Origin of the sequence: Halalkalibacter urbisdiaboli, assembly GCF_002156385.1 — a bacterium.
GTDB lineage: Bacteria > Bacillota > Bacilli > Bacillales > Bacillaceae_D > Halalkalibacter_A > Halalkalibacter_A urbisdiaboli.
The window spans coordinates 1,056,005-1,082,436 of the sequence record NZ_MVJM01000003.1 but is presented as its reverse complement, the minus strand read 5'-3'; the positions used below and the strand labels follow the sequence as shown (position 1 = coordinate 1,082,436).

General features: G+C 36.1%; 24 protein-coding genes, 1 rRNA gene and 2 riboswitches. Of the genes, 21 read left to right on the top strand and 4 right to left on the bottom strand.

The window, feature by feature from the left end; translation table 11 throughout:
* From rrf to B1R93_RS19790, 9 genes are all read left to right on the top strand, one after another.
* Positions 1-106, top strand: a 5S ribosomal RNA gene (rrf, locus tag B1R93_RS19820); the annotation flags it as partial.
* Between the two features lie 227 nt (positions 107-333).
* Positions 334-412: riboswitch (ZMP/ZTP riboswitch) on the top strand.
* Positions 413-457: 45 nt separating this feature from the next.
* On the top strand, positions 458-628 hold the full coding sequence (locus tag B1R93_RS23540) for a type 1 glutamine amidotransferase family protein (RefSeq protein WP_245308332.1): 171 nt from the start codon (positions 458-460) through the stop codon (positions 626-628).
* A 33-nt stretch (positions 629-661) separates the two neighbouring features.
* Positions 662-1,057, top strand: a complete 396-nt coding sequence (locus tag B1R93_RS23535) for a DJ-1/PfpI family protein (protein WP_342587536.1) — start codon at positions 662-664, stop codon at positions 1,055-1,057.
* Positions 1,058-1,121: 64 nt separating this feature from the next.
* Positions 1,122-1,778 carry an HAD family hydrolase gene (locus B1R93_RS19810; protein WP_088105640.1) on the top strand — a complete coding sequence of 219 codons (657 nt, stop codon included), beginning with the start codon at positions 1,122-1,124 and terminating at the stop codon, positions 1,776-1,778.
* Between the two features lie 237 nt (positions 1,779-2,015).
* The gene (locus B1R93_RS23990; RefSeq protein WP_133058688.1) at positions 2,016-2,195 is read left to right on the top strand and encodes an HIT family protein; all 180 of its coding nucleotides are present in this window, start codon (positions 2,016-2,018) and stop codon (positions 2,193-2,195) included.
* Between the two features lie 39 nt (positions 2,196-2,234).
* Positions 2,235-2,690, top strand: a complete 456-nt coding sequence (locus B1R93_RS19805) for a GNAT family N-acetyltransferase (RefSeq protein WP_165763892.1) — start codon at positions 2,235-2,237, stop codon at positions 2,688-2,690.
* 305 nt (positions 2,691-2,995) lie between these two features.
* On the top strand, positions 2,996-3,193 hold the full coding sequence (locus tag B1R93_RS19800) for a hypothetical protein (RefSeq protein ID WP_088105638.1): 198 nt from the start codon (positions 2,996-2,998) through the stop codon (positions 3,191-3,193).
* Between the two features lie 505 nt (positions 3,194-3,698).
* Positions 3,699-4,697 (top strand): pectate lyase family protein, encoded by a 999-nt coding sequence (locus B1R93_RS19795; protein WP_165763891.1) that lies wholly within the window; start codon positions 3,699-3,701, stop codon positions 4,695-4,697.
* 78 nt (positions 4,698-4,775) lie between these two features.
* On the top strand, positions 4,776-5,966 hold the full coding sequence (locus B1R93_RS19790; RefSeq protein ID WP_088105637.1) for a right-handed parallel beta-helix repeat-containing protein: 1,191 nt from the start codon (positions 4,776-4,778) through the stop codon (positions 5,964-5,966).
* 171 nt (positions 5,967-6,137) lie between these two features.
* Here the strand turns inward: B1R93_RS19790 and pdxR are convergent, their stop codons facing one another.
* Positions 6,138-7,547: a MocR-like pyridoxine biosynthesis transcription factor PdxR gene (gene pdxR / locus B1R93_RS19785; protein WP_088105636.1), complete on the bottom strand. Its 1,410-nt coding sequence runs from the start codon at positions 7,545-7,547 to the stop codon at positions 6,138-6,140.
* A gap of 166 nt (positions 7,548-7,713) precedes the next feature.
* Here pdxR and B1R93_RS19780 point away from each other — a divergent pair, with 166 nt between their 5' ends.
* The 5 genes from B1R93_RS19780 to B1R93_RS19760 all read left to right on the top strand — a co-directional run bounded on the left by B1R93_RS19780 (position 7,714) and on the right by B1R93_RS19760 (position 14,831).
* A complete protein-coding gene (locus B1R93_RS19780) occupies positions 7,714-8,982 on the top strand; it encodes an MFS transporter (RefSeq protein ID WP_088105699.1) in 1,269 nt (422 codons plus the stop codon).
* Positions 8,983-9,081: 99 nt separating this feature from the next.
* Entirely contained in the window at positions 9,082-9,960 is an 879-nt protein-coding gene (locus B1R93_RS19775; protein ID WP_088105635.1) for a PhzF family phenazine biosynthesis protein, read from the top strand.
* A 399-nt stretch (positions 9,961-10,359) separates the two neighbouring features.
* Positions 10,360-11,397, top strand: coding sequence for an autoinducer 2 ABC transporter substrate-binding protein (locus B1R93_RS19770; protein ID WP_088105634.1), 1,038 nt, complete (start codon positions 10,360-10,362; stop codon positions 11,395-11,397).
* Positions 11,387-13,213 carry a cache domain-containing sensor histidine kinase gene (locus B1R93_RS19765; RefSeq protein ID WP_088105633.1) on the top strand — a complete coding sequence of 609 codons (1,827 nt, stop codon included), beginning with the start codon at positions 11,387-11,389 and terminating at the stop codon, positions 13,211-13,213. The genes B1R93_RS19770 and B1R93_RS19765 overlap by 11 nt, the downstream gene beginning before the upstream one ends.
* Entirely contained in the window at positions 13,194-14,831 is a 1,638-nt protein-coding gene (locus B1R93_RS19760; RefSeq protein ID WP_165763890.1) for a response regulator transcription factor, read from the top strand. Before B1R93_RS19765 ends, B1R93_RS19760 begins: the two co-directional genes overlap by 20 nt.
* A 75-nt stretch (positions 14,832-14,906) precedes the next feature.
* On the opposite strand, the gene B1R93_RS19755 is transcribed toward B1R93_RS19760, so the two are convergent.
* Together B1R93_RS19755 and B1R93_RS19750 are read right to left on the bottom strand one after the other, a co-directional pair.
* On the bottom strand, positions 14,907-15,833 hold the full coding sequence (locus B1R93_RS19755) for an IS3 family transposase (RefSeq protein WP_133058600.1): 927 nt from the start codon (positions 15,831-15,833) through the stop codon (positions 14,907-14,909).
* A complete protein-coding gene (locus B1R93_RS19750; RefSeq protein ID WP_088103240.1) occupies positions 15,734-16,294 on the bottom strand; it encodes a transposase in 561 nt (186 codons plus the stop codon). The genes B1R93_RS19755 and B1R93_RS19750 overlap by 100 nt, the downstream gene beginning before the upstream one ends.
* 305 nt (positions 16,295-16,599) lie before the next feature.
* On the opposite strand from B1R93_RS19750, the gene B1R93_RS19745 reads away from it, so the two are divergent.
* The 5 genes from B1R93_RS19745 to B1R93_RS19725 all read left to right on the top strand — a co-directional run bounded on the left by B1R93_RS19745 (position 16,600) and on the right by B1R93_RS19725 (position 22,041).
* Positions 16,600-18,108: a sugar ABC transporter ATP-binding protein gene (locus B1R93_RS19745; RefSeq protein WP_088105631.1), complete on the top strand. Its 1,509-nt coding sequence runs from the start codon at positions 16,600-16,602 to the stop codon at positions 18,106-18,108.
* 31 nt (positions 18,109-18,139) lie between these two features.
* A complete protein-coding gene (locus B1R93_RS19740; RefSeq protein ID WP_088105630.1) occupies positions 18,140-19,174 on the top strand; it encodes an ABC transporter permease in 1,035 nt (344 codons plus the stop codon).
* A gap of 3 nt (positions 19,175-19,177) precedes the next feature.
* Positions 19,178-20,212, top strand: coding sequence for an ABC transporter permease (locus B1R93_RS19735; protein WP_088105629.1), 1,035 nt, complete (start codon positions 19,178-19,180; stop codon positions 20,210-20,212).
* Between the two features lie 98 nt (positions 20,213-20,310).
* Positions 20,311-21,393, top strand: coding sequence for a rhamnose ABC transporter substrate-binding protein (rhaS, locus tag B1R93_RS19730; RefSeq protein WP_088105628.1), 1,083 nt, complete (start codon positions 20,311-20,313; stop codon positions 21,391-21,393).
* Between the two features lie 288 nt (positions 21,394-21,681).
* A complete protein-coding gene (locus B1R93_RS19725; RefSeq protein WP_088105698.1) occupies positions 21,682-22,041 on the top strand; it encodes a hypothetical protein in 360 nt (119 codons plus the stop codon).
* A gap of 227 nt (positions 22,042-22,268) precedes the next feature.
* Here B1R93_RS19725 and B1R93_RS19720 read toward each other — a convergent pair whose 3' ends face one another.
* Positions 22,269-22,763 carry a L,D-transpeptidase family protein gene (locus B1R93_RS19720; protein ID WP_088105697.1) on the bottom strand — a complete coding sequence of 165 codons (495 nt, stop codon included), beginning with the start codon at positions 22,761-22,763 and terminating at the stop codon, positions 22,269-22,271.
* Positions 22,764-22,980: 217 nt separating this feature from the next.
* On the opposite strand from B1R93_RS19720, the gene B1R93_RS19715 reads away from it, so the two are divergent.
* Positions 22,981-23,766: a TIGR00266 family protein gene (locus B1R93_RS19715; RefSeq protein WP_088105627.1), complete on the top strand. Its 786-nt coding sequence runs from the start codon at positions 22,981-22,983 to the stop codon at positions 23,764-23,766.
* Between the two features lie 112 nt (positions 23,767-23,878).
* Positions 23,879-23,965, top strand: a riboswitch (cyclic di-GMP riboswitch).
* Positions 23,966-24,059: 94 nt separating this feature from the next.
* Entirely contained in the window at positions 24,060-26,168 is a 2,109-nt protein-coding gene (locus tag B1R93_RS19710; RefSeq protein WP_165763889.1) for a sensor domain-containing diguanylate cyclase, read from the top strand.
* Positions 26,169-26,432: the final 264 nt, after the last annotated feature.

Here is a 26,432-nt window from a genome sequence, read left to right as displayed (position 1 = left end):
ATAGCGAAGAGGTCACACCCGTTCCCATGCCGAACACGGTCGTTAAGCTCTTTTGCGCCGATGGTAGTTGGAGGATTCCTCCTGCGAGAGTAGGACGTTGCCAGGCAGATAAAGCATAACCCATTGGGTTATGCTTTTTTAGTATGCACATATTTAATCCTGTTTGAGTTTAGTTATCTCATTCACTTGAAGCGATCGAACCAAAGTCTTCTACATTCATTTTTCTAATTAATAGCAGGAAAACATTTCAAAGGAAAATAATCAGATGGCAAAATAAACAGAAAATTAATTGAAACAATTTGAAAATTATGATAAAAGTAGAAATAGATAATATGTGGTATGTATAACTGGCGTAGCGTGGGAAACCACGAGGGAGTACATACTTAATTCGCCCCACGCCTGGGCAAAGCATTTGGATTTTCCGAATGCTTTTTCCTGTTTTATGGGAAGTATGAAGATGGAAAACGAAATCAAACCTAGAAATGTTGCGATTTTAATCTATGAAAATGTTGAAATTTTAGATTTCACAGGTCCTTTTCAGGTTTTTAGTGTAGGAAGTCGTTCGGGAAAAGATTTCAACGTTTATACTGTAGCTCAGCATGCAACCTCTGTAAAAAGCTTTAGGTAATCTTAGTATCAATCCTACCTATTCACTTGATACGTGCCCGGATCCGGACATCGTATTAATTCCGGGAGGTGGGGTTCGAGAAAAGAAATGAACAATAAAACAATTACTGAGTCGCTAACCAAGGTATCTCATAAAGCTGAGCTGGTGCTTTCTGTTTGTACAGGTGCTTTAATTTTAGCCCAATCAAATCTATTAGAAGATCAAAGCGTTTCAACGAATCGACTAGTTATTGAAGAATTAAAAAAAGCGGCTACAAACTCATGTGAAATAGTTGAATCAGTTCGGTATGTAGACAATGGTAAAATAATTACTTCAGCGGGTGTATCCGCAGGTATCGATATGTCTTTGTATGTAGTCGGAAAATTATTAGGGAAAGAAAGGGCGGTTCAAACAGCGCTACTCATGGAATATGATTTGAAACAAACATAATGATTCTTTTTATTATACTAAAATATTAATTCATAACAAAAAGCAAATTATTGGAGTGACTCATATGTATAAGGCGGTACTGTTTGATTTAGACGGCACGTTATTAAATCGTGATGAATCAGTAAAACGATTCGTTGACCATCAATATGAAAGATTGAATAAAGTTTTATGTCATATTCCGAAAGAACAGTATATCACAAGGTTTATCGAGTTAGATGAGCGGGGCTATGTGTGGAAGGATAAAGTCTATCAAGAACTAGTAAAAGAATTTGAAATTAAAGGATTACCATGGGAATATCTACTCGAAGATTATATTCGAGAATTTAAACATTACTGCGTCCCCTTTCCAAATCTTATTGGAATGTTAGATGAATTAAAACGTAATAACATTCGATTAGGAATGATAACAAATGGAAAGAGGCAGTTTCAGATGGATAATATTCAAGCTTTAGGAATTGAAGCATATTTTGATGTTATTTTAGTATCAGAAACGGAAGGGATTAAGAAGCCAGCCCCCCAAATATTTCATAGAGCCTTAGAAAAGTTAAACGTTGCCTCGATTAATAGTGTATACATTGGCGACCATCCAGATAATGATATTCAAGGTGCTCAAAATGCTGGTATGAAAGCGATTTGGAAAAAAGCTCCTCAATGGACGAACGTTAAGGCGGACTATATAGTAAACGATTTGTCCGAACTAGTAGAGATTCTAAATCTATAGAAAAGAGCGGGATCATGGAAGGTAAGAGAGTGATAGATATTCGAAATGATTGTACTTTGTAACTACAAATTAGAAGTAAGACAAAAAGTTATTTTTTGTAATGAGCACTGTATTTCACTCAAATGCGCAAGAAATATTAATTGGTTCTAGACTCATTATCCCCAATAAACAACGAGCAAATCTATATGAATTAACAGAAGAATGCTACATTTGATATATAGAAAACCGTGAAGGCATATTTGGATCAAAAGCACTAATCCCCAGGGATATAATGTTGCTTGGAATACGAATACAGCTTCGGGTCAGTACCTCTCGCATTGTCACCTGCATGTTATTCCGCGTTTTAATGATAAACCTTTAGTCGATATAGATCTTCTTAGTTTTATAGGAAAGCCAGAAAATAAGAGAAGTATTTAGAAATTTCTAAACACAGTTTTCATCACTGGAGGGATGAATATGAACAACGTTGCGAGTATACAAGATATTACTGCGATTGCTTTATTAAAATATAAAATGTTTAAGGATGTCGAGATGGAATTAATCTTAAGAGATGATTTTTTAGAAAAAGTTGTAACGACTTATAAAGAATTATATGAAACTGAAAAGGCACAGCATTTTATCATTAAAAACAATCATCAAATCATTGCTTGTGCAGGTGCCTTTATTAAAGAGGATATCCCATATTGCTTTTACAAAGAAAATGAGTACGGATTTATTGGGGATGTGTATGTCGAGCCAGATTTTAGAAAAAGAGGGTATGCTAGATTTTTAACAAATTTAGTCATAGAATGGATGACACAAAAGGAAATAAAAACGATTCGGTTATTAGCATCATCACATGCTAGAAACCTTTATGAATCAATAGGCTTTGATGGAACGGATGAGATGGTTCTCAAAATAGAAGCAAAATAATGATTTATTGTCGTAGCTTGTTGCAATTTTTTTATTTCAGTTTAAGTTATTTCGCTTTAAATAGTTAGTTAGAATAATGTGTTGGAGGCACCGTGATGAACTGCGAATCAAATGCCACTTGAAGAGTAGCGAAGACTACTTGAATAATTAAAAAAAATTGGCGGGTAAAGGGTTTAGTCAAGCTAAGGTTGAAAAAGTGTTTGTTAATGGTAATGACCAACCAGAAAACGTAACAATATAGGTAAGTAATCCTTTAAAAGGGTTTAACGTAACAGATGATTTTCGTAATTCGGTAATTGAACAATATGGGCAGTATTGAAAAAGTGACGATTCAGCCTGATACAACACCGTTGACCCAATTTGAAAATTTAAATAATGGAACGGCAACGGAAGAGGATACAAGCTATGGACTAAATGTCGTTGATAGTACGATTAACAGCGTGAACATCACATATCGTTATCTTGGACTTTTATTTAAAAAAACAGTAGAGATTAGTCATTAGGTATTTTTGAGAGGATGTTATTTGTTTGATGTTACATCATCAACCGGAATTAATAGAATATGAGGCGCAAGGAAAATTGAACAAGGTAAGGGCGCGATTGGACGAAACGCTTCATAACTAAATACACGACTAAGAGCCTCAAAAGGTAATGATACCTTGTTGGGGCTAATTTTATTACACTTTTAAAGTGGTAGTTGTTAAATACCAATAATCATTATGTTAGATTTTGTTACGGATAGTATGAAAGAAGTCACAAAAAAAGATTTTTGATATTTTGAAAATTTGTATAATAATCAGTCATAAGTATTAGAATAGTATGAATATTTTGCAATTAACAAGATTAGTTTGGTAAAAAATAACTAAAGAGTATAATATATGAAAAGATGATTATTGTTTGATGTCTGAAACATGTTACGCTTTTAGTAACTTAATAGAAAGGAGGGGCGAATCTACTTCTTAAGATTTACTCTATGAATCCAAAATTTTAAAAAGGACGTGAGTAAAGATGAGAAAAAGCTGGTTGAAAATGATTGTGTCTAGTCTAGTGTTTACTTTAATTGTTGGTTTGTCCTTACAATCGGTCTCTGCTAGTACGCCCGATTTTAGCATGACAGGTTTTGCGACATTCGATGGTGGAACAACTGGTGGCGAAGGTGGAGAGACGGTCACTGTTCAAACAGGGGACGAGATTATCCAGGCATTAAAGAACAAGGATGATTATACACCGTTAACGATTTATGTTGATGGAACAATTACTCCGAATAATACGTCTGATAGTAAAATCAACATTAAAGATGTATCTGATGTTTCTATTTTAGGTGTCGGTACAAATGGTGAACTCGATGGAATAGGCATAAAAGTTTGGCGAGCAAATAACATTATCATTCGCAACCTCACGATCCATGAAGTCAACACTGGGGACAAAGATGCGATAAGTATTGAAGGCCCTTCTAATAACATCTGGGTCGACCATAATGAACTATATGCCAGTTTAGATGTGAATAAAGATTATTATGATGGACTATTCGATGTAAAGCGTGACGCCTATAATATTACGTTTTCTTGGAACTATGTTCATGATGGGTGGAAAGCGATGTTAATGGGGTCATCTGATAGTGACAACGCTGAAAGAAACATTACCTTTCACCATAATCATTTCCAAAATCTAAACTCTCGTGTCCCTAGTTTCCGCTACGGAAAAGGTCACTTGTATAACAACTATTTTGAAGGAATTATTGACACAGGGATTAATGCACGTATGGGGGCTGAGCTTCTAGTTGAAAACAACCTTTTCGAAAACTCAAAGGACCCGTTAGGCTATTGGTATAGTAGCAAACCTGGCTACTGGAACGTATCAAATAATCTTTATGTAAATAGTACAGGAAGCCAGCCGACATCATCAACAACAAACTATACCGTGCCATATAACTACACTCTAACTCCAGTGGAGGATGTAAAATCCATTGTTACTCAATATGCTGGTGTAGGTGTAGTCCAACCGTAAGCAGTTAGAAGCCGTCTTATGGCGGCTTCTCTTATATTTGTGATGTTTATAAGTTCAAATAATTTGGGGAGGAAGAGGATGACGAACTTTGATGTATTAAAAAGCAGACAGGTAGCATTGCTGATTTTGATTTCTAGTTTACTATTACTAGCTTTAAGCAATGAAGTTAAAGCGAATGAAGTGGTTAACGCTAGAGATTTTGGCGTAACTGCAGGAGTAGAGGAATCGCAAACTGATGCATTACATGCTGCTATGAAATATTTTTACGATAGAGGAGTCGAAGGAACTGTTTATATCCCTGCTGGAACCTATTCGTTTGACGAGGTGATTCGTTTTCATTCTGATGTGAATCTTATAGGGGATGGGATAGGAAAAACGATTTTAAAGAAAGTAGGAACAAGCCCTAATTATGTAGTAGGAAATCCACTGATTAGTAGCAACTCTAATGAATTAAATGTAAATGTCTCTGATTTGACAATTGATGCTGACCGTACGAGCCGAGAAGCACGTGGATTGGGCCTAGTAGGGGGTATTAATATTGATTCCGATGTTAGTAACTTAACATTAGAACGAGTTGAAATTCGCGATGCAACGATTGGCGCTCTATTAAGGAGATTAAAAAATTCCCTTATTAAAGAAAGCATTTTCGATAACACAAGTGGTCATGCGATTGCTTTTGGCAGTGAGAACCACGCAGTTGGAGATGTCCGACATAATGTAATAACAAATAATCGAATCACTAACTCAAGCGGAGGTAGTGGGATTAACCTTTCACGTGCTACGTATAGTACGGTTACCTATAATCAAATTATTAATAAGAGTCAGCAAGCTGACTCTTATGGGGGGATTCGAATTCCAAACGGTGGAGAATACAACATCGTTGAGAATAACCTAATCGAAAATTACCCAAGAGGCATTTTTGTGTTAACAGGTGCGCAATATAATGAGATTTCAAATAACACTGTTAGAGATTCAAGGATTCATGGGATTCTTGTTCAAGCAAATAACAATACGTTTAGAGAAAACATAATCCAACAATTAGATTCTTCATTAGCGCCTGAATCAATCATACGACTAGCACCAGGAAGTCATAATGACATAATAGGAAATGAAATCGAAACCTACAATGGGTTTTCGAATATCGGGATTCGGTTAACAGGTTCATCTAACAACAATGACATTCTTCATAATATCATCGATACAGATGGGACCTTGGTGAGTATTGAAGGTGGAAGTGGTAACGTTACTGAAGGTAATGTTAGAAAATAAGGTAAGCTGTTGTGGTTAGATTTATTTTTGCGACTTTAGGTGATGCTACAAAGCAGTATGCTTATCACCCGAAGTCGCTTCGTTTTGTATGTAACATGAGAACCACAAAAATATGATTGCTTAGAATGTCCGCACACAAATGTAAATAGATTAAATGAAATAAGGGTGATTCTATTTCATGAACCATGCTTTTTCAAGTCGTTTAATTCCTTCTATGATTTTTTCTTCTGTTACCCCACCAAAACCAATTTGAACCATGTTTAATTGTCGATTTGAATTGCCTCTCCAGTGTCTCGAAACAGGATAGACACCAACTTTGAATTTTAATGCTTGGTTTATTAATTCCTCTTCACACATTCCGTTTTTAACCTCTAATAGAATATGTAATCCTGCTTCTGTACCGGTTATACTTACTCGCTGTCCTAGACGCCTTTTAATTTCGGTTATAAGAGTAGTTTGTTTCCTTTGATAAACTTTTCTCATTTTTCGTAAATGTCTTTCCCAATAGCCTTGTTTAATAAATTGGTGTAATGTCATTTGATGAATAGTAGAAACAGATTGATCATATAACTGAAAACTTTGTTTATAACGTTTTAAAAGGGGGAGGGGAAGAATCATATAGCCTAAACGAATAGATGGGAGAAGTGATTTAGATAAACTCCCTATATATATTACATTATTGTTTGTATCAAGACCTTGTAAAGCAGGAATTGGTTTACCGACATATCGAAATTCTCCATCGTAATCATCCTCAATTATAATGCCATTTTGTGTTTCTGCCCATTTTAGTAACTGTAGTCTTCTAGAAAAGGGCATGATTAACCCAGAGGGAAATTGATGTGAAGGGGTTATATAAACAACATTTGCTGTACTTTTGTATAAAGTATCTATATTTATACCATATTTATCTAAGGGAATAGCTTTTACTGTCAACCTATGATTTTCCAAAACGGCCCTTACTCCGTCGTATCCTGGTTCTTCCATCGCAACTGTGGTTCCCTCAGAGTTAATCAGATGAAATACTATGCTTATTAACGGTTGTATCCCTGCCCCAATAACAATTTGTTCTGGTGAACATTCCACACCTCGAGAATGACGAAGATATTTTGCTAATTCTAAACGTAATTCATATTCACCTTGAGAGTCTCCATACGAAAATAAGCGTTTTTCATTAGGATGTAAAATATTTAGCGTTAATTTTCTCCAAATTGCATAAGGGAAATGTTCTGAATCCACGTGTCCATAACGAAAATCGATATCGATATTTTGTTGAACATTTTTATTTTCTTCAATAATTGGATTATGTCTTGGTTGGAGTAGAGGCAGTTCGCATTTTATATCAATGACGAAAAGTCCACTGCGTGGTTTACTTTCTACATAACCTTCCATTATTAATTGCTGATAAGCAGTTTCCACTGTATTACGACTTACTGCAAGGTGTTTAGATAATTGGCGAATAGATGGAAGACGAGCCCCAGTTTGAATTTTACCAGAAACAATTTCATCTTTAATGTATTGGTAAAGCTGTTGGTACAATGGTTTTTTATTTGAAGTATTCAGTATTGGTGTAACTTCTAACATCATTCTACTCCTTTTTTCAAATGGTTGATCTGTACCCATAAAATAAATAAAAACTGTAACTTTTTAAAGAGACAATATGTTTATAAAATGATTATACCAAATATTGGAGATGAGATATTGGGATAATGGAGTAGTGATATCAAATTCATTCAAGTTAGGAGGTCACATTATGGAAAAAAAACATTATGGATGGTTTGTTCTTTACCTTTGTTTTTTTACGTTACTTTCGGTACAAGGAGTTCGTTTGTCATTTGGTGCTTTTATCCAACCGTGGGAAACAGAATTCAATACAACAAGGGGAACTATATCACTTATTGCAACACTTAGTTTTATTATATATGGTATTTCTCAACCGATCCTAGGAAAATTAATCGATGTATTTGGAGTACGAAAAATACTATCATTTAGTACCTTACTAGTCGGAATAAGTACATTATTATCATTTTTTGTAACGTCTTTTTGGCAAATTATTCTCCTTTATGGCATCATATCATCGATTGGTTTTGGAGGAGCATCAAATGTAGCTGCTTCAGTTGCTGTTAATCAATGGTTCCAGCGTAAAAAGGGACTGGCCATAGGAATCTTGACTGCGGGTATGAGTTCGGGACAACTAGTAATCGTTCCATTGTGTTTATTTTTTATTGAATGGTTTAATTGGAAGTTGACTGTTATGTTGTTGGGGAGTTTTTTAATTACAGTTATCTTTCCGTTATTGCATTTCTTTTTCAGGACACCAACCTCAGGAAAAAGTGATTGTCATGGCGGGGATATTAGAGTTATACAAGATGGAGAGGAATCTTATATTTCAAAAAATGAAGTAAAAAAGACAATCTTTATTTTTAAAAACCGAAATTTTTGGTTGTTAGCTTTCCCTTTTTTTATTTGTGGCTATACAACTACAGGGCTTATGGACACACATTTAATTCCATTATCACATGACCATGGCTTTTCGATGGATGTAACAGGAACTGCAGTAAGCTTATTAGCAGTGTTTAATATAATTGGAACATTATTTTCGGGACAGATTGCAGATTATTTTAGCAATAGGAAATTCTTATTTTTTTTATATCTTTTTAGAGGTTTAACCATTCTACTTTTATTAATGATAGATCAAGCGCTAATGTTAATAATTTTTGCTATTTTGTTTGGGCTTGTAGATTTTGCTACTGTCGCTCCCACAACTATGCTAGCTTCAGAGTTTTTTAGAAATCACTCCTTAGGTTTAGTTTTAGGTTTATTGTCGTTATTTCATCAAGTCGGTTCTGCGTTAGGAGCATTCTTACCGGGTGCGCTTTATGATAAGACCGGTGGATATACTGTTGCTTTGATTTCTGCTATTGTGTTATTATTCGTAGCTGCATTTACAAGTTTTGTTTTTCCAGAGAATAAAGTGGAATACGACAACAAAAATAGCGGAATAAAACCATTGGAATAGCTAGAATATCTAGAAACTTTGACTCTTTTAGATTAATGTAATATGTGTTTCGGTAAATATGTAATTTTTGACTAATTTATTTAGAAGCGGAGAAAGTAAATGAAGAAGATAAATTTTGTAATTGTTGATGTTTTTTCACAAGGTAAATATTCGGGAAATCAACTTGCTGTTTTTAAGGTTGCTGATAACATATCAGATTTTGAAATGCAACAAATTGCCAAAGAAATAAACTTTTCTGAGACTTCTTTTATAAATAAAAAAAATGAACATGAATATGATGTGAGAATTTTTACACCTAATGAAGAAATTCCTTTTGCTGGGCATCCAACACTTGGTACGGCATTTACTATTCAAAATGACTTATTAAAGGAAAAGGTTACTAAACTTGTTTTAAATTTAAAAGGTGGAAAAGTTCCAGTTTTTTTTGATAATGAAGATGAGATTATTTGGATGAAACAAAATGAGCCGATTTTTGGTAGTTATTTTGAGTCAAGAAACGTATCCAAAATATTAAATATAGATAAAAACTATATAGATGAGAGGTTTCCAATACAAGAGGTTTCTACCGGGCTACCTGTCATTATTGTACCCTTGAAATCCTTAGAAGCAGTTAAAAAAGTTAATATAAATAGATCTAAGTATTTTGAGTTCATTAAAAACTGTGAAGCAAAGGCAATAATGGTTTTTTCTTCTGAAACGTATAGCCCTGAAAACGATTTAAATGTTCGCGATTTTGCTTATTATTATGGAATTCCTGAAGATGCCGCAACAGGAAGTTCCAATGGTTGTTTAGCTTCTTATTTAGTTAAATATAAATATTTTGACGAAAATAAAATAAACATTCGTGTTGAACAAGGATACGAAATGAATAGACGATCATTATTATTTTTAAAAGCTAGAAAAGTGAACGGAGTTATTAATGTTAGTGTTGGTGGTAGAGTGATAAGGCTTGCTCAAGGTGAATGGTTTCTTGATTAATAGGGTGATTGAAGAATTTAAAAAGAAAATTGAAGACTAAACAGAAACAAAACATTTAATTTAGTTGGTCTTGTGTAATAGAAGAAAGGAGGCGATTATGTTAAGGTAATCGCCTTTTGGTCTTTGCTACGTTTTTCGATTAGACAATGGTGTCATTCCTTTTCTTTGCGTGAATAAATTGATAAAGTGGTTCACATTTGCGATGCGGCTCCTTATAAACCTGTCAAAATCTAATGCACAAGGGAATTCAATGTTGAATTTCCTTCTTCATATCGAGTGTGAACCAAGAAAATATCGGGATTAATTGACTACTATCTGCTAAAATAAAAATTAGATTGTTAGCGCTTACAAATTTACCTTTGTTCAATTCTCTAACAAAGAAAGGGGAATTTTAGTGTCATGAAAATATTCGGTTTATTTTGTACATTGTTCTTTGTTAGTGGTTGTGCGATGGGGGCAGGTAGCAATGAGAAATATGAAATAGTATATTCAATCGATAGTATGAATGATGAAGAGGTGGGACTGAACCGGAATCAAGAAATGACGATTGCGGTTGTACCGAAACTTATCAATATTGCTTATTTTAATGCCGTAGAAGAGGGGGCTATAGAAGCTGGAAAAGACCTAGGTGTTGAAGTGATTTATACAGGGCCAACTCTTGCAGATGCAGACCAGCAAATAAACATTATTAAAGAATTAATAGAAGAACAAGTTGATGTGATTGCCGTTTCCGCAAATGATCCAGAGAAGCTTGCACCGACATTACTTGAAGCAAAACAACGTGGGATAACAGTCATCACCTGGGACGCGGACACATTACCAGATGCAAGGGACTTTTATATTAATATGGTAGACCCTGAAACATTAGGACGTCACTTAATGGATATGTTAGCGTGGAATACAAATGAAGAAGGAGAATTTGCTGTATTGACAGGTTCTTTAGCAGCTGCAAACTTAAATGAATGGTTGAAATGGATTAAAGTTCATCAGGAGGAATATTACCCGGAAATGAAATTAGTTGATGTTGTGGCGAGCGATGATGACTCACACCTCGCTTATATTCTAGCGAAGAAGCTACTTGCAGACTATCCGAATTTAAGTGGAATTATTGGGAATTCGTCAGTAGGACCACCTGCTGCAGCACAAGCTGTAAAGGAGTTAGGTAAAGTAGGGGAAGTAGCAGTCGTTGGGGTCTCCACTCCAAATCCGATGAATGAATATTTAAAGGATGGTTCTTCTCAAATTGTAACGTTATGGAGCCCAAAGAAATTAGGCTATTTAACAGTAGCGCTAGCGAAAAATGCCCGTAAAGAGATTGAGCCTTATGATCGGCAAGAAATTCCGAAAGTTGGGATAATTCGAATGGTGGGAGATACGGTCATTATGGGTGAACCGATTGATTTTACGAAAGAAAATGTGGACCAGTATGATTTCTAAATTTAGAAAATTTAAAAATTACCAGCTTCGAACAAAGTTAATTGTGACGTATGTTCTCCTAACTGTAATCCCCATGTCATTATTAGGTTATATTGCGTACAGTCAATACACTGCCTCGATTGAAGAACAGGTTGGTGAGTATATTCCCAAGCTCCTGCAACAGGCAAACGAAAATATTGCTAACCAAGTAGGAGAAATAAGACGGCTACCTGATTTGCTTTACAATTCTAGTCAAGTTGTTGGTGTGTTGCGAAAGGACTCTCATCAAAGCCGGTCTATGCTCCTTCAAGACCAGTTTACGGTTAATAATTATTTATCTCGAACGTATATTAATAGCGGACATTCTGATATTTTAGGCGTATTTATCCTATCAAAAAATCGGGTGTTTCATAGCATGAAGGTTCCGTATTCTGGCTTTGATATAACGAATGGAATGCTTCCTTATGGCCAAAATATTGAACTTCAAGGAAAAGAAGATGTCTTTATATTGCCACATGAAACACCATTAACATTCGAAGGGAATCCACCCTTTATATTATTAATGAGGCAGCTTACTGATCTTGAAAACCGAACGAATTTAGGAACGATGTTAATTGCTGTTGAGGTTACGTTTTTAAAGGACGTGCTAATGAAGCTTAATGATGATGAGAAAGCGGATGTGTGGATGATGAATGAATTGGGACGAATCATCTATCATACAAATCCGAATTTTATCGGCACAATTGATGCGGAGTTTCAAGATTACCCTAAGGTGAATGGAAGTTTTAGAACAACAGTAGCGGAAAAAACGAGCTTGATTAGTATTAATCGTTTACATGATACCGATTGGACGTTAGCGCATAGTATTTTGGCTAAACATTTAACAGAGCGAACCGATTTAGTACGCAATGTGACTATTGTCGTTTTTATCATTTTCGTCGTAATTAGTACTGGAATATCGATATTACTAGCTTGGAATGTATCAAGGCCGCTCAATCGATTAACGAAGCTAATGAAGCGGGTAGAAAAAGGAAATTTCGATGTTGATTTATCCATTCATACGAAAGATGAAATTGGGGTACTGGCCAATAGCTTTAACTCAATGGTGACAGAAATAAAAGACTTAATCCACAAAAACTATCAAATTGAATTAAAACAAAAAGAAGCTGAATTATACGCCTTACAATCGCAAATTAACCCTCATTTTATGTACAATACCCTCGAGACAATTGCAATGGCTGTAGAGGACGATGAGAAAGAAACGGTTGTTCAAATGGTTACCTTGCTAGGGAGAATGCTTCGTTTTTCGATTAGTAACAAGCAAACGATGGTTCCAATAGCTGATGAGCTTTTGCATATGAAGGATTATTTAACGATTCAAAAGATTCGCTTTGAAGACAAAATAGACTTTAAAGTTAATGAAAAAATTGACACACGAATGTATTACACGCCTAAGTTTATTTTACAACCGATAGTTGAAAATGCTGTAAAATATGGGTTTGTATATGGTCGAGTTACGTTGATTCAAGTTACGGTTGATTTACAAAAGGATTTGAACGGAAAAAAGGAAATCGTTTTTACGATTATTGATAATGGTCCAGGTATTCAGCAAGATGTTTTAGAGACGATTCATCAGCAGCTGAAATCTAACCCGATGGCAAAGCGTGATTCTCGTTTTGGGTTACTAAATGTTCATGCTAGAATAGTGATGAATTTTGGTCTACAGTACGGATTAGGGGTTTCAAGTACGAAAAATCAAGGGACAGAAGTCCAATTGAGAATCCCAGTTCTTAAGGATGACTATGGGGGAGGTCACCATGAACGTAAAACGAATTAAGACGATTATAGTCGATGATGAAGCGAGAATCCGTCGCGGGATTGAAAGGTTAGTGAAATCATGTGGAGAAGAATGGGATGTTATTGCTACGTTTGCAGATGGTCAGGAATTACTTGATGCTTATGAACTAAAGCAATTTGATTTTGACGTTCTTATTACGGACGTCAGAATGCCATTAGTAGATGGACTGTCTCTAATCAAAGAAATGAAAAATCGAACGACATTTAATCCGATTGTCATTAGTGGGTTTGATGATTTTTCCTATTTACAAACCGCACTACGAGAAGGGGCGCTTGATTATTTAATCAAGCCAATTGATCGAGAAGAGTTTAAATCTCAATTAGCATCAATAAAAGAAAAAATTAACAAACAATGGCAAGAACAAGCTGCATTAAAACGTATCGAGGAGCAGGCTATTAAACTAAGACAGAACGAAAAATTATCTGAAATAACAAAGGGATATGAGTTAGATGTTTCCAATACTGAATGGAAACACCTCTTCCCAGAAGGTATTTATTCGTTACTATACATTAGTATTGACCAAGCGTTTCGTTACTCAAAATTGTTCTCAAAGGATGAATGGTTAACGTGGAATTTTGCTTATGAAAATATTTTAGAAGAAATGCTAGCATACAGGAAGCTTCATAGCTGGAAGTGGAAAGGAGAAGATGCGTCCATTTGGTTACTACTCAATAGTCAGGAAGGCTGTGAAGAAAGCTTTAAAGATGAAGTTGTTAAATTTGCTTATACGCTTCAGAAAAATGTTAGAGAGTACACACCACTTACGTCTTCGATTGCGATCAGTCAAATTTTTTTTGAGCTACCTTTAGTACAAACCATTTCAAAAGATTTACTTGTACTTATACAACATCGACTTATCTTCGGTGCAAATACGATTTTTCATCCTGATATGCCGGAACGTAACTTCTTAAAGAAGACAAATACGCAACTAGCAGAAGAGTTACCGAAAATAATTCAAAAGTTGATCCGTGCATTTGAGCAAAAGACTGAGAGTGAATTACGATATCAATTAAATAAGTTTGTGAATGAACTTAAAGGCATCCGTAAACTAAGTGAGATTGAGTTTTTTGTACAATCTCTTAATATTCAATTAATCAATTTTTTATTAAAACGTACACCTCGCTCCTTAAACGATACATTTTTGAATATCGAAGAGACAGCAAAAATAGTCAAGAAAATAGGGGACTTTACTGAACTACAGCAAGAGATTAAACAATGGGTGATGATGATATTTGACAAATATAAGACTGTGAACGAAGAGATTGGGTTGAATCAGGTGGAATTAGCCAAAGAATGGATTGTTTCCAACTTAAGTGAACACATTACGATTGAAAAAATATCAAACCACGTATACATGAACCCAACTTATTTTTGTGAGTGTTTCAAAAACCAAACGGGTGAAACTGTACTTGATTTTGTAACTAGTACTAGAATTAATAAGGCGAGGGAATTGCTACTCACAACAAATTTAAAGGTGTATCAAATATGTGAGCAAGTCGGCTACTCTGATACGAAATATTTTAGTAAGCTATTTAAAAAGCATTACGGAGAGCTCCCTTCGAAGTATAAGGAAACAATTAAAAAACAAATGACGTGAAACCTCCTATGATTAAGGGCACTGAAAAAGGATGGGTTTTCCTTTGATGTGACCCCCTAAAGTTAGAGTTTTATATTAAGCTGCTAATTGGCTGGTATGAATACGGTATTGAACCGGATTCATGCCTGCCAATTTTTGCTTTATGCGTTTGTTATTATAATAATTGATATAGTCTTCAATTCTCTTTTTTAATTTCTCAAATGAGCAGAGTGCCTCACCATAATACATTTCTTGTTTTAATAATCCGAAAAAGCTTTCCATAGGTGAATTGTCTAAGCAATTTCCTTTTCGTGACATACTCTGGAACACCTTATGTTTCTTTAGAGTTTTTACCCATTTTTTATGTTGATAATGCCAGCCTTGATCAGAATGAACAGTCGTTCTATACCTTGAATCTTTTACTATTTCTAAAGCTTCCTCAAGAGGTTTAAGAGCCAATTCTAAGGTTGGACGCATATTTATCTCATAAGAAAGAATTTCGCCATTAAACAAGTCCATAATTGGATTTAGGTACAGTTTTACACCATCTGAGCACTTGAATTCTGTGATATCTGTTGTTAATTTCTGATGACACACACTTGTGTGAAACCGACGATTGATAAGGTTCTTGGCAACAGTTCCAATTGTTCCTTTGTAAGAACTATATTTTCGTGACTTTCTACTAAATTTCTTGCATTTAAGCCCAAGTTTATTCATGATGCGTTGAACCTTCTTGTGATTCACTTTGAGCCCATCTTGTTTTAACTCCAAACAGATACGACGATACCCATAATTCCCATTATGTTCCTCAAACTTGGATTGGATGCATTCCTCGAGTTTCTGATTCGGATTCTCCTTCTTGATCTCTTTTATATGATAATGGTAGGAGGAATCAGGAATTCCGACTCTTTGTAGAACATCTTTTAGTTTGAACTTTTCTTTGAGTTCGAATGATAACGCTGCTTGTGCTTTTCGAGATAGCCCTCCGGATCCATCTGAAAAGCTCGCAACTTTTTTAAGTATTCTACCTCTAAACGTAGGAGCTCGTTCTCTCTTTCAAGCTTTTGTTCATACGTCATTTCTTTTTCTGTACGTTGTTTTTTTATATTTTTAGCTTTATCAGACATGGGTAGTCTTCCTTTCGTTCTATCCAGGGCTTCAGCACCATCTTCCAAAAAAACTTTCTTCCATGCACCTATCATCGAAGGGGTGGACAATCCAAAGTAAATAGCGGTATCCATCTCTGAAGATCCTGTTCTTTTCATAAAGCTTAATACATCGAGTTTGAATTGGACAGAAAAAGTTTCCCTCTTACTCTTTTTCATCAAACCTGTCGTCCCAAATTTATCGTAAACTTTCACCCATTTTTTTATGGCAGTGCTGTCATTCATACCGTGTTTTTTTGCCAACCTGTCAAACGATAAATGTCCTTTTTGATACTCATGTACCATCATTAATTTAAATTGGTCACTATATTTAGCCATAAAAAACACACCCCAAAGTCAGATTGTTAACTCTAACTTTTGGGGTGCAGTTCACTTTTTCAGTGCCCTTTAAGTAACGTGCGGAGCCATTACTTCCTCTTTGAGTTACAAGAAGTAGTTTTTCAGTGTCCTCCTATGATTGGGGGTTATTCTTTTTTCTTGATTTGATGTGTAAGAACAGAAAAATCACCCCCTAAACCCGAGACTTCTCTCCTTTTTATAAAAATGAAAAACAACTACACTTACTGTAAGCGCTAACAAGTCGGTAGCATGTGGTTGGTCTATTAGAGTAAGGGAGTGAAATAATGTCAGAATTTGTTCTGGAGTTAAAGGGGATAACAAAAATTTTCCCTGGTGTTAAGGCTCTCGACAATGTCCATTTTAAATTAAGAGCTGGGGAAATTCATGCATTAATGGGGGAAAATGGAGCAGGAAAATCAACGTTCATTAAAGTGATTACAGGAGTTCATTCACCAGAGGAAGGAGAGATGTTTTTAAATGGTCAAAAGGTTGAATTTTCTAACCCTTTAGAAGCACAAGCGATGGGAATTGCAGCGATTTATCAACATGTGACTAATTATCCTGACTTATCAGTAACCGAGAATATCTTTATGGGCCATGAAAAAGTCCAAAAGCTGACAGGAAGATTGCTATGGGAACAGATGCATGAAGAAGCAAAAACGATTTTGCGCTCACTTGGTTCATCGATAGACCCTAAGTCAGAAATGGGGGCATTAAGTGTAGCCCAGCAGCAAATTGTTGAAATTGCAAAAGCCATTTCAACTAATGCGAAAATCATTATTATGGATGAACCGACAGCAGCTTTAACGGCAAGAGAGAGTGAAGAACTTTATAAAATAGCAGAAAACTTACGAGACCAAGGGGCATCGATTATTTTTATTTCACATCGTTTTGAAGACATGTATCGCTTAGCAACTCAAGTGACAGTATTACGTGATGCAAAGTATATCGGATCCTGGGGCATTCATGACATTTCAAATGAGGATTTAATTGTTGCAATGGTCGGTCGTGAAATCACGCAGGTTTATCCCGATAAGAAGGCGACGGTTGGTAAAAAACTGTTACAGGTTGAAGGGCTTGCAAAAACTGGATATTTCGCTGATGTTTCCTTCGAACTCCATCAAGGTGAAATTTTAGGACTCACAGGTCTAGTTGGGGCAGGAAGAACCGAAGTGTGTCAGTCTCTCTTCGGCATTATGCCTTATGACAAAGGAAGAATCGTTTTAAATGGAAAAGAGGTCCGGATTCAAAGTCCGAAAGAAGCGATTAAGCTTGGAATTGGTTATTTACCAGAAGATAGACAGTTGCAGGGTCTTGTGCTTCAGTGGGGGATCGGGCGGAACATAACGCTTTCTGCATTATTAAGTCTTTCAAAGAACGGTTGGCTTCAGGAGAATAAAGAGAATACATTAGCAAAGGAATTAGCAGAAAAGGTTCATGTGAAAGCAAACAGCATTTTCGATTTAGTTAGTTCGCTTTCTGGTGGAAACCAACAAAAGGTTGCCGTTGCAAAGCTATTAACAGCTGAGCTTGATATTATCATTCTTGATGAGCCGACAAAAGGGGTCGATGTTGGAGCAAAATCAGCTATTTATGAAATTATTCATGAGCTTGCTGCACAAGGCTATGGAATCATCATGATTTCGTCTGAAATGCCTGAAGTAATTGGAATGAGCGACCGTATTGCTGTTATGCGTGCGGGAAGAATTACGAAAGTACTTGATAAAGAGAGTGTCACGCAAGAAGAAATATTAGAGGCTGCAATGACTGATTTATCTAGAAGAAAAATGTAGGGTAAGAAAGTGTTGAATAGAGGTGGAAAAAATGACTGAAACGGCAGTTGGAAATTCTACGACGCTACCAGCCGAAAAAAAACCTTCGAAGCTAGCTTCGATCTCAAAGTTTCGAGAATTAGGATTATTCGTCTTTATCGTTTTACTTTGTATTTTCGTCCAAACACGAAATGCAAGCTTTTTAACGGTTGGCAATCTGATGGATATGATTACAAACACAGCAATTCTTAGTATTCTAGCGCTTGGTATGATGATCGTTCTCATTACTAGGGGAATTGATTTGTCAGTTGGCTCTACTCTTGCTCTGTCTGGAATGATTGTTGCTCAAGTTGTCAATTCAAATCCTGAACTACATCCAAGTGTAGCAATTTTACTCGGTATAAGTATTGGAATTATTTGTGGCATCTTTATAGGCTTTCTTGTGGCGAAACTAGGGATTTTACCGATTATCGCTACTCTTGCAATGATGAATATTTTCAGAGGGCTCACGTTTACGGTAAGCGATGGACAGTGGGTTAGCTCTTACCAAATGCCTGAGACCTTTGTTTCTATCGCAACAAGTAAAACACTAGGAATTAACACGCTAGTATTTATTGCAATTGTGATTTATCTTATTGCCTTTTATTTCATTAATCATACGAGAACAGGAAGACAAATTTATGCAGTTGGAAGCAATCCTGAGTCAGCAAAAGTAAGCGGAATAAATCAAACGAAAATCCTGTTTATTGTTTATTCGATTATGGGTGGTTTAGCAGGGTTATCGGGGGTTTTATGGGTATCGAAGTTTGCCTCCGCTCAAGGGGATACAGCATCAGGCTATGAATTAACGGTAATCGCAGCGTGTATTCTTGGTGGGGTAAGTATCGCGGGTGGTTCCGGTAAGATTTCGGGAGTTATTTTAGGAGCGGTTTTACTTGGAATTTTGAATAATGCTTTGCCACTTATGAATGTATCTCCGTTTTGGCAAACAGCCATTCAAGGTTCGATTATCTTAATTGCCGTTATCATTAATACGCTCGTTAAACGAGGGGTTGATCGAAATAACCTACTAAGGAGGAAAATATAAAAGATGGAGCAGAGAGTATCTCAAAACGAATATGTCCAAAGAAGACTGAGCCATAAGCAAGAATTCTCTCTAAAGAATTTTTTCTTCCAATGGGAATGGGTATTAATTTTCGTTTTACTATTTGTGATGATCATTAATACGAATCTATCACCATATTTTTTAAATGCTGCTGGATTAAGAGATGCAACGATGATTTTCTTGGATAAAGCCTTTATTGTGTTTCCAATGGTAATGATTATGATTTTGAGAGATATTGATATCTCTGTCGGTTCCACGGTAGCACTGTCATCGGTTGTGATGGCAACGCTTTATAACAATGTAGGTGTTCCAATGGAAGTAGCAGTTATTATTTGTTTACTAGTTGGCTCGATATGTGGGTTAGTCAACGGTCTTCTTATTGTGAAATTTAAGGAGCTTTCAGCCGTGATTGTCACGTTAGGAACGATGATTCTTTACCGCGGTATCGCTTATGTCATTTTAGAAGATCAGGCATCTGGTAATTTCCCTGAATGGTTCAGTTTCTTCGGCTGGGGAAGCGTAGCTGGAATTCCATTTATTTTAATTGTCTTTACGGTATTTGCGATTGGATTTGCGCTTGTTCTTCATCGAACCATTTTTGGTCGACACATTTACGCAATAGGTAACAATGATACAGCCAGTCGGTTCTCAGGTGTTCAAGTTGATAAAGTAAAAGTAATTGTATTTACGTTAGCAGGCCTCATGGCAGCAGTTACGGCGATTTTCTTAGCTTCACGTATGGGGAGTACAAGACCGAATGTCGCGACGATGTATGAGCTTGATGTTATTGCGATGGTTGCCTTAGGTGGAATTAGTACAGCTGGTGGAAAAGGAAAAATGATTGGGGCAATTATTGCTGTCTTTATTATTGGTTATCTGCAATATGGGTTAGGTTTAATTAATATCCCTTCCCAAATGATGCTCGTTATTGTCGGCTTTTTATTACTAGTATCCGTCGCGATACCAAAGTTGAATGTTCGACAATATGTTAAGTGGTTACAAAGGAAGAACAAATCGTAAAAAGGTACTAACAGTGAAGTGGGTGTTAGAAGGAATCAACTTTTAGCAGCTTTTTCCTGACCAAGTATATATTAAACTATGTAAAAGGGGAGAATGGAATGAAAAAATTTTTTGTAAAATGGGCAACAGTTGGTTTAACACTTGTCATGCTTACGGCTTGTGGAGGAGGTCAAGAGCCGACTCAAACTAATCAACAGGGAAATTCAAACCAAGGTGAGGAGCCTGCTGAAAACGAAACCGAGGCAAAGGATGAAAAGACGTATGCATTAGTATTTAAAAATACGGGAAATCCGTACGGTGAGAAAATGATGGATGGTTTTGAAGAAGCGATCAAAGAAGTTGGTGGAGAGGTCATTCTTCGTGCTCCTGATCAACCGACTGCTGAAGGGCAAATACAAATTATTGAACAGTTGATTACACAGCAAGTTGATGCAATTGCAATTACTGGAAATGATCAGGATGCGCTTCAGCCGGTCTTAAAGAAAGCAATGGATAAGGGAATTAAGGTTCTTTCTGTTGATTCTTCTGTAAACGCTAACAGTCGAATTGTCCATGTGAATCAAGCCGATCCTGAACGAATTGGACGTTCGCAAATTCAAGCTGTGGCTGAAATGATTGATGGAAAAGGACAAATTGCAGTACTAAGTGCAACGTCTCAAGCATCAAACCAAAACCTTTGGATTGAATGGATGAAAAAAGAGCTTGAAGAACCAGGGTACGAGAACATTGAGCTAGTAAAAGTTGCTTACGGCGATGACTTACGTGATAAGAGTACGTCAGAAACAGAAGCTTTACTTCTTCAATACCCAGATTTAAAAGCAATTGTTTCTCCGACTACGGTTGGGATTGCAGCAGCTGGAAAGGTTTTAACGGATAAAGGCTTACAAGGTAAGATTGCCTTAACAGGACTTGGTTTACCGAGTGAAATGGCGAGCTACATTGAAAACGGTGTGTCTCCAGCGATGTTTCTTTGGAATCCGATTGATGTAGGCTACGGTGCTGGCATGACTGCTTATGCGTTAGTTGAAGGTGAAATTACAGGAGCAGTAGGCGAGTCTTTTGAAGCGGGACGTCTTGGACAGAAAGAAGTTGTTGAAGATGGCGATGGAACACAAATTATGCTTGGTGATCCGTTCCGCTTCGATGCGAGCAATATTGATGAGTGGAAAGAAGTTTACTAAATTAAGATGATGTTAGTTCTGATCACGACATTGAGGCATATCGGGGCATACATCTCTTTTGGAGGCGACACAACATGATAAAATAGTAATAAATTTGCATGGACTTAAAGCACCAGAAGAGATAGGAAACATAGCAGAGGTCATAAATCAGCTTAATCATGAACTGGGAAATATCACCAATGATTTTGAGATAAAACCTGTCTGAGAAAAAAATCTCAGGTGGGTTTTGTTTGAAGTGTCACACTCTCCTACTAGGTGAATATCATGTTTTTGAAAGGAGAGGAGAAAATGAATATGCAAGGTTATGGTTATCAAACTGAATACGAGGACATGAGAGCACTGCACGATCAATGCAAAAAGTATATGTATTATCATGTGGCGCTTACAATGAAAGACGGAAGTTCTGTTGATGGTATTATTGAATCCGTTGGGACAGATGGTATGAATGTATTAGTTGGCGAAGATGTTATGGATCGAAATGAACAGGAAGAGCGATACTTTGGTGCGGGGTATGGATATGGATATCCAAGAAGATTCAGAAGGTTCAGACGGCAATTTTTCCCTCTGGCTACTTTAGCTGCATTATCATTATTACCTTATGTTTACCCATACCCATATCCATACCCATACCCATACCCATATTATTAATTAAAAGGGCCATCATTTCTATAGAAATGATGGCCCTTTTAATTAAAGGTATGATTTAAACCATGTCGACATAAAGCAGGGAAAAAGGAAGTATTAAGCTGAAATTTGCCTTTCATAATCCCCCTATTAAGAAAGGAATCGTTGGTTAAAAAAGTAGCGACTTTGTCCATTGCATCGAGGTTGTTCCAAAAATCATAGTCGACCTTTGGGATAACCTCTTAAGTAAATTATGGATGAATGAAAACCGCTGTTCCAATTGGTAAAATACTTGCTAATTCCTCTACATCCCTATTGAACATTCGAATGCAGCCTCTTGATACAGCCTTACCAATTGAACTAGGATCATTCGTACCATGAATCCCATAATGCTCTTTTGATAAACTCATCCACATGGTGCCGAATGGTCCACCAGGGTTTGGTGCTTTATTGATAATAATAAAATTTCCTAAAGGTGTCTCGTGTAGTATTTTTCCAACAGCGATTGGGTACTGTTTTTGCAAAACACCATCTTTTAATAACCTTAACCAACGATTATTAATTGATACTTCAATTTGATATGAAATAGTATGAGGAGGAGGAAAGCCTGGTATAACGATTGATTGGCCAGGATAAATGACATTAGGATTTAATGCTGGATTGGCGCTTATAATTGCAGAGAGTGGCGTACGATAATCCTTTGAGATTTGGGTCAGGGTTTCACCTAGTTTAACTGTATGAATCAGTTTAAACACCTCCTTAGGTTTGTATCCATACTCATTTTATGTAGAACATAAAAAATGGTTCATAGTAGACAAGTTGGGATTAGTCGATTAAAGTAGTGGTTCTATTGAGATACTCAATATCTATTATTACTGGTTAAAAATTAGTCTAGCGTAATTAATTGGAATAAATTAGAATGTTAGTATAGAATTTTATTCGAGTGTTGTGGAGGAAAGAAAAATGAATAACCATGAGATAGATTACAAGATTTATGGAGATGACATGCAATTTGTTGAAGTAGAATTGGATCCACAAGAAACCGTTGTAGCTGAAGCGGGAAGTTTAATGATGATGGATGGAGACATTCAAATGGAAACGATTTTTGGTGATGGTTCGAGTACCAATGGATTAATGGGGAAGCTTTTTGGAGCTGGAAAACGAATTCTAACCGGTGAGAGTCTATTTATGACGACATTTACGAATCAAGGTCAAGGTAAAAATCATGTCTCATTTGCATCCCCGTATCCTGGTAAAATCATTCCAATGGATTTGGATGAATTAGGTGGGAAGATTATTTGTCAAAAAGATGCTTTTTTAGCTGCGGCTAAAGGGGTAACGGTAGGTATTGAGTTTCAACGAAAAATAGGTACTGGATTCTTTGGAGGAGAAGGGTTTATCATGCAAAAGCTTGAAGGAGATGGAATGGCTTTTGTACATGCTGGTGGGACAATCCTTAGGAAAGAATTAGCAACAGGTGAGAAATTAAGAGTCGACACGGGGTGTTTGGTCGCAATTACAAGTGGGATAGATTACAATATTGAATTTGTAAAAGGGGTAAAGACTGCTTTATTTGGAGGAGAAGGGTTATTTTTTGCTACGTTAGAGGGCCCTGGGACAGTTTGGATTCAATCATTACCATTTAGTAGGCTTGCGAGTCGTGTATTTGCTGCGATGCCTCAAGTTGGAGGTTCTAAGGACGAAGGAAGCTTAGCGAGAGGGCTTTTTAATATGTTAGATGGGAAATGATTACCAAGGTAAATATAGTTTATCTTGTGCTTGCTTTAGTTAGACTTTTTATTAATACCTATTCAAAAAAATAGAAGTATAGTATTATAAATAAATGAATTTGTCGATTAAAGTCGAAAAATGGCAAACCTTTTGAAAGAAAGGGACGCAAAGCTTTGGACCTAAGGAATGAGAGTTCTATGGTAGCCAAGTTACCGAACTTAGTTCATGAAGAACTGTGCCATTCGGTGCAGTTTTTTTTGAAAACAATTAAAAAGATTTTACTATAGCATAGTAAGCGAAAGGAGCATATGATGACTAATTTAAGAACAAAACTACCACTCTTCATCGTTATATTAGTTACATGCTCAATTTTGATTACTGGGCTTTTAACGTATTCGTTTAGTTCTGATCTTTTGATGCGTAAGAGTGAGGATGAGATTAAGGCGAATGCATTTCGAACAGGGGAAGCCATTCATGCATTAGTTACGTCTGAAATTAGAAAAACAGAAATTCTTGCTTCTCAACCACTCTTTCATAATACATTAATTGTGAGAAACTCGCTTACTGACAATGAGTATTTTTCAACAAATAACAAGCACTTTAAAATGACGACTGAAGCCCTTCGTGATGCGTTTCAAGGCTCTGTTAACCATGAGAAATTTTGGTTAGGTGATAGTAATGGGGTTGTTATTGCAAGTAGTGAAGAAAAATTTGAGACAGGTAGTATAAATGTAGTTGATCGAACGTATTTTCTTGCAGCTATGAAAGGGCATTCAGCGGTGAGTGGGACAATTACTTCAAGGGCTAACGGAGAAACAATTATTGTCACTGCCGCTCCTGTTAGAAATAATACAGGTCAAGTAATAGGCGTGATGGGAAACTCAATTTATACATCATTTTTCTCAGACCCTTTGAAAGGAATTTCGGTAAACGAACGTGGTAATTTATATATTATTGACTCTGAAGGGTTGATTTTGGCACATTCTAAGGATGAATCTTTAATAAAAACAAAGGTAGAAAATCCTCAAATTCTTTCTTTATTAGATGGAAAAGCAAGTGATACTATTGTAAAAGGAACGCTAGAAACAGATGAAGGCGGAAACCATAAGTACTTAAGTTACTCGAAAATTCCATTGGCTGATTGGATTGTTATTGTCGAGGATGATATTGAGGATATAAAGAGCCCATTAAAGGAACTGGCTATAAAGTTTTTCATTGTACTATTGGCTACTCTTATCGTATCACTTGTTTTTGTTATTATTTTTTTATCAAAATGGGTAACAGGTCCGTTACAGGTAATTTTATCAACAATCAAGAAGGTAGGAACGGGTGATTTGGAAGCCCGCATGAATATTCACTCAAAGGATGAATTGGGAGTACTTGCCCGTACGTTCAATCAAATGTTAGTAAGAATTGATAAATTGATGCAAGCGCAAGAGAAGGCAAATAAACTTGAAGTCGATAATGCTACAGAGCGTGAAAGAAGTTACATGTCAGAGATGCTTAGATCTGCTATGTATACATTAAGTTCTAGTTTAGACGTTGATGAGGTTCAACAAATTGCGTTAGAAGAGTTAAAAGCTTTTGTTGATTACAATCGTGCAAGTATATGGTCTATTCATAATCAAGACTTAGTCATGAAGGTTTTAGCTGAAGAGGATAATCATCAACTAGCTCAACTTGATATTGAGCGATTACGTGAATACTATGAGCAATTTAAACGAGATGAACAGCCTATATGTTCTCAAAGTGGTGAACAAAGTTTTATCCTAGTTATTCCCTATAAGTTACACGGTAATTTGATTGGCATCAATGTAATCGAGAGGGAGAATAAAAGATTCGAAAGAAGTGAAGCAGATATAATTCTTAGTTATTCTAGTCAGGTAGTTGTTGCGATATCTAATGCTATGTTATATCATCAAATGGAAAAAATGGCAGTAACAGATGAATTAACAGGATTATACAACCGCCGCTACTTCTATCAGTTGGCTCAGAAAGAGTTTAAAAGTGCTGAGATAAACGAAGAACCACTGTCTGTTATTTTATTTGATATTGATCATTTTAAACAAATTAACGATATTTATGGTCATTTTATAGGAGATGAAGTATTACGACAAATCGCTTCTGTTATTTCAAGCACCACGCCAGAAAAAAATGTTTTGGCCCGATACGGAGGCGAGGAATTTGCTTTAGTTTTGCCTGGTTTAGATGGGAAAGCCGCTGAGCAGTTTGGGGAAAAAATGCGACAAAACGTTTTTAATCATATTTTTATTACTAAAAAGGGTCCGATTAACGTTTCGATAAGTATAGGAGTAACTCAATTAGAAAGTGGAGACCACCTGGAGACGCTACTTCACCGAACTGACGAAGCTCTTTATCAGGCTAAAGAGCAAGGGAGAAATTGTGTAATTTTAAAGTAAATAAATTATTTGTAGAATAGAAACAATTAATATTGGGGAAGTTCCGTTACATTTTGTAATGGAACTTTTTTAAATATAAAGATGACATTCATTTTCATAAATAGGTAGAAAACATACCAACATAAATATTCACCGGAAAGAATTGTGTGTTATTAACTGTTTAGATACTATTTATTCAGTTGAAGGGGAAGCTTACTTACAATGCGTAAGTAAGCTTTTTATAATTGGAAATTATAAAAATTTTGTAAAGAAGGTTTAATATAT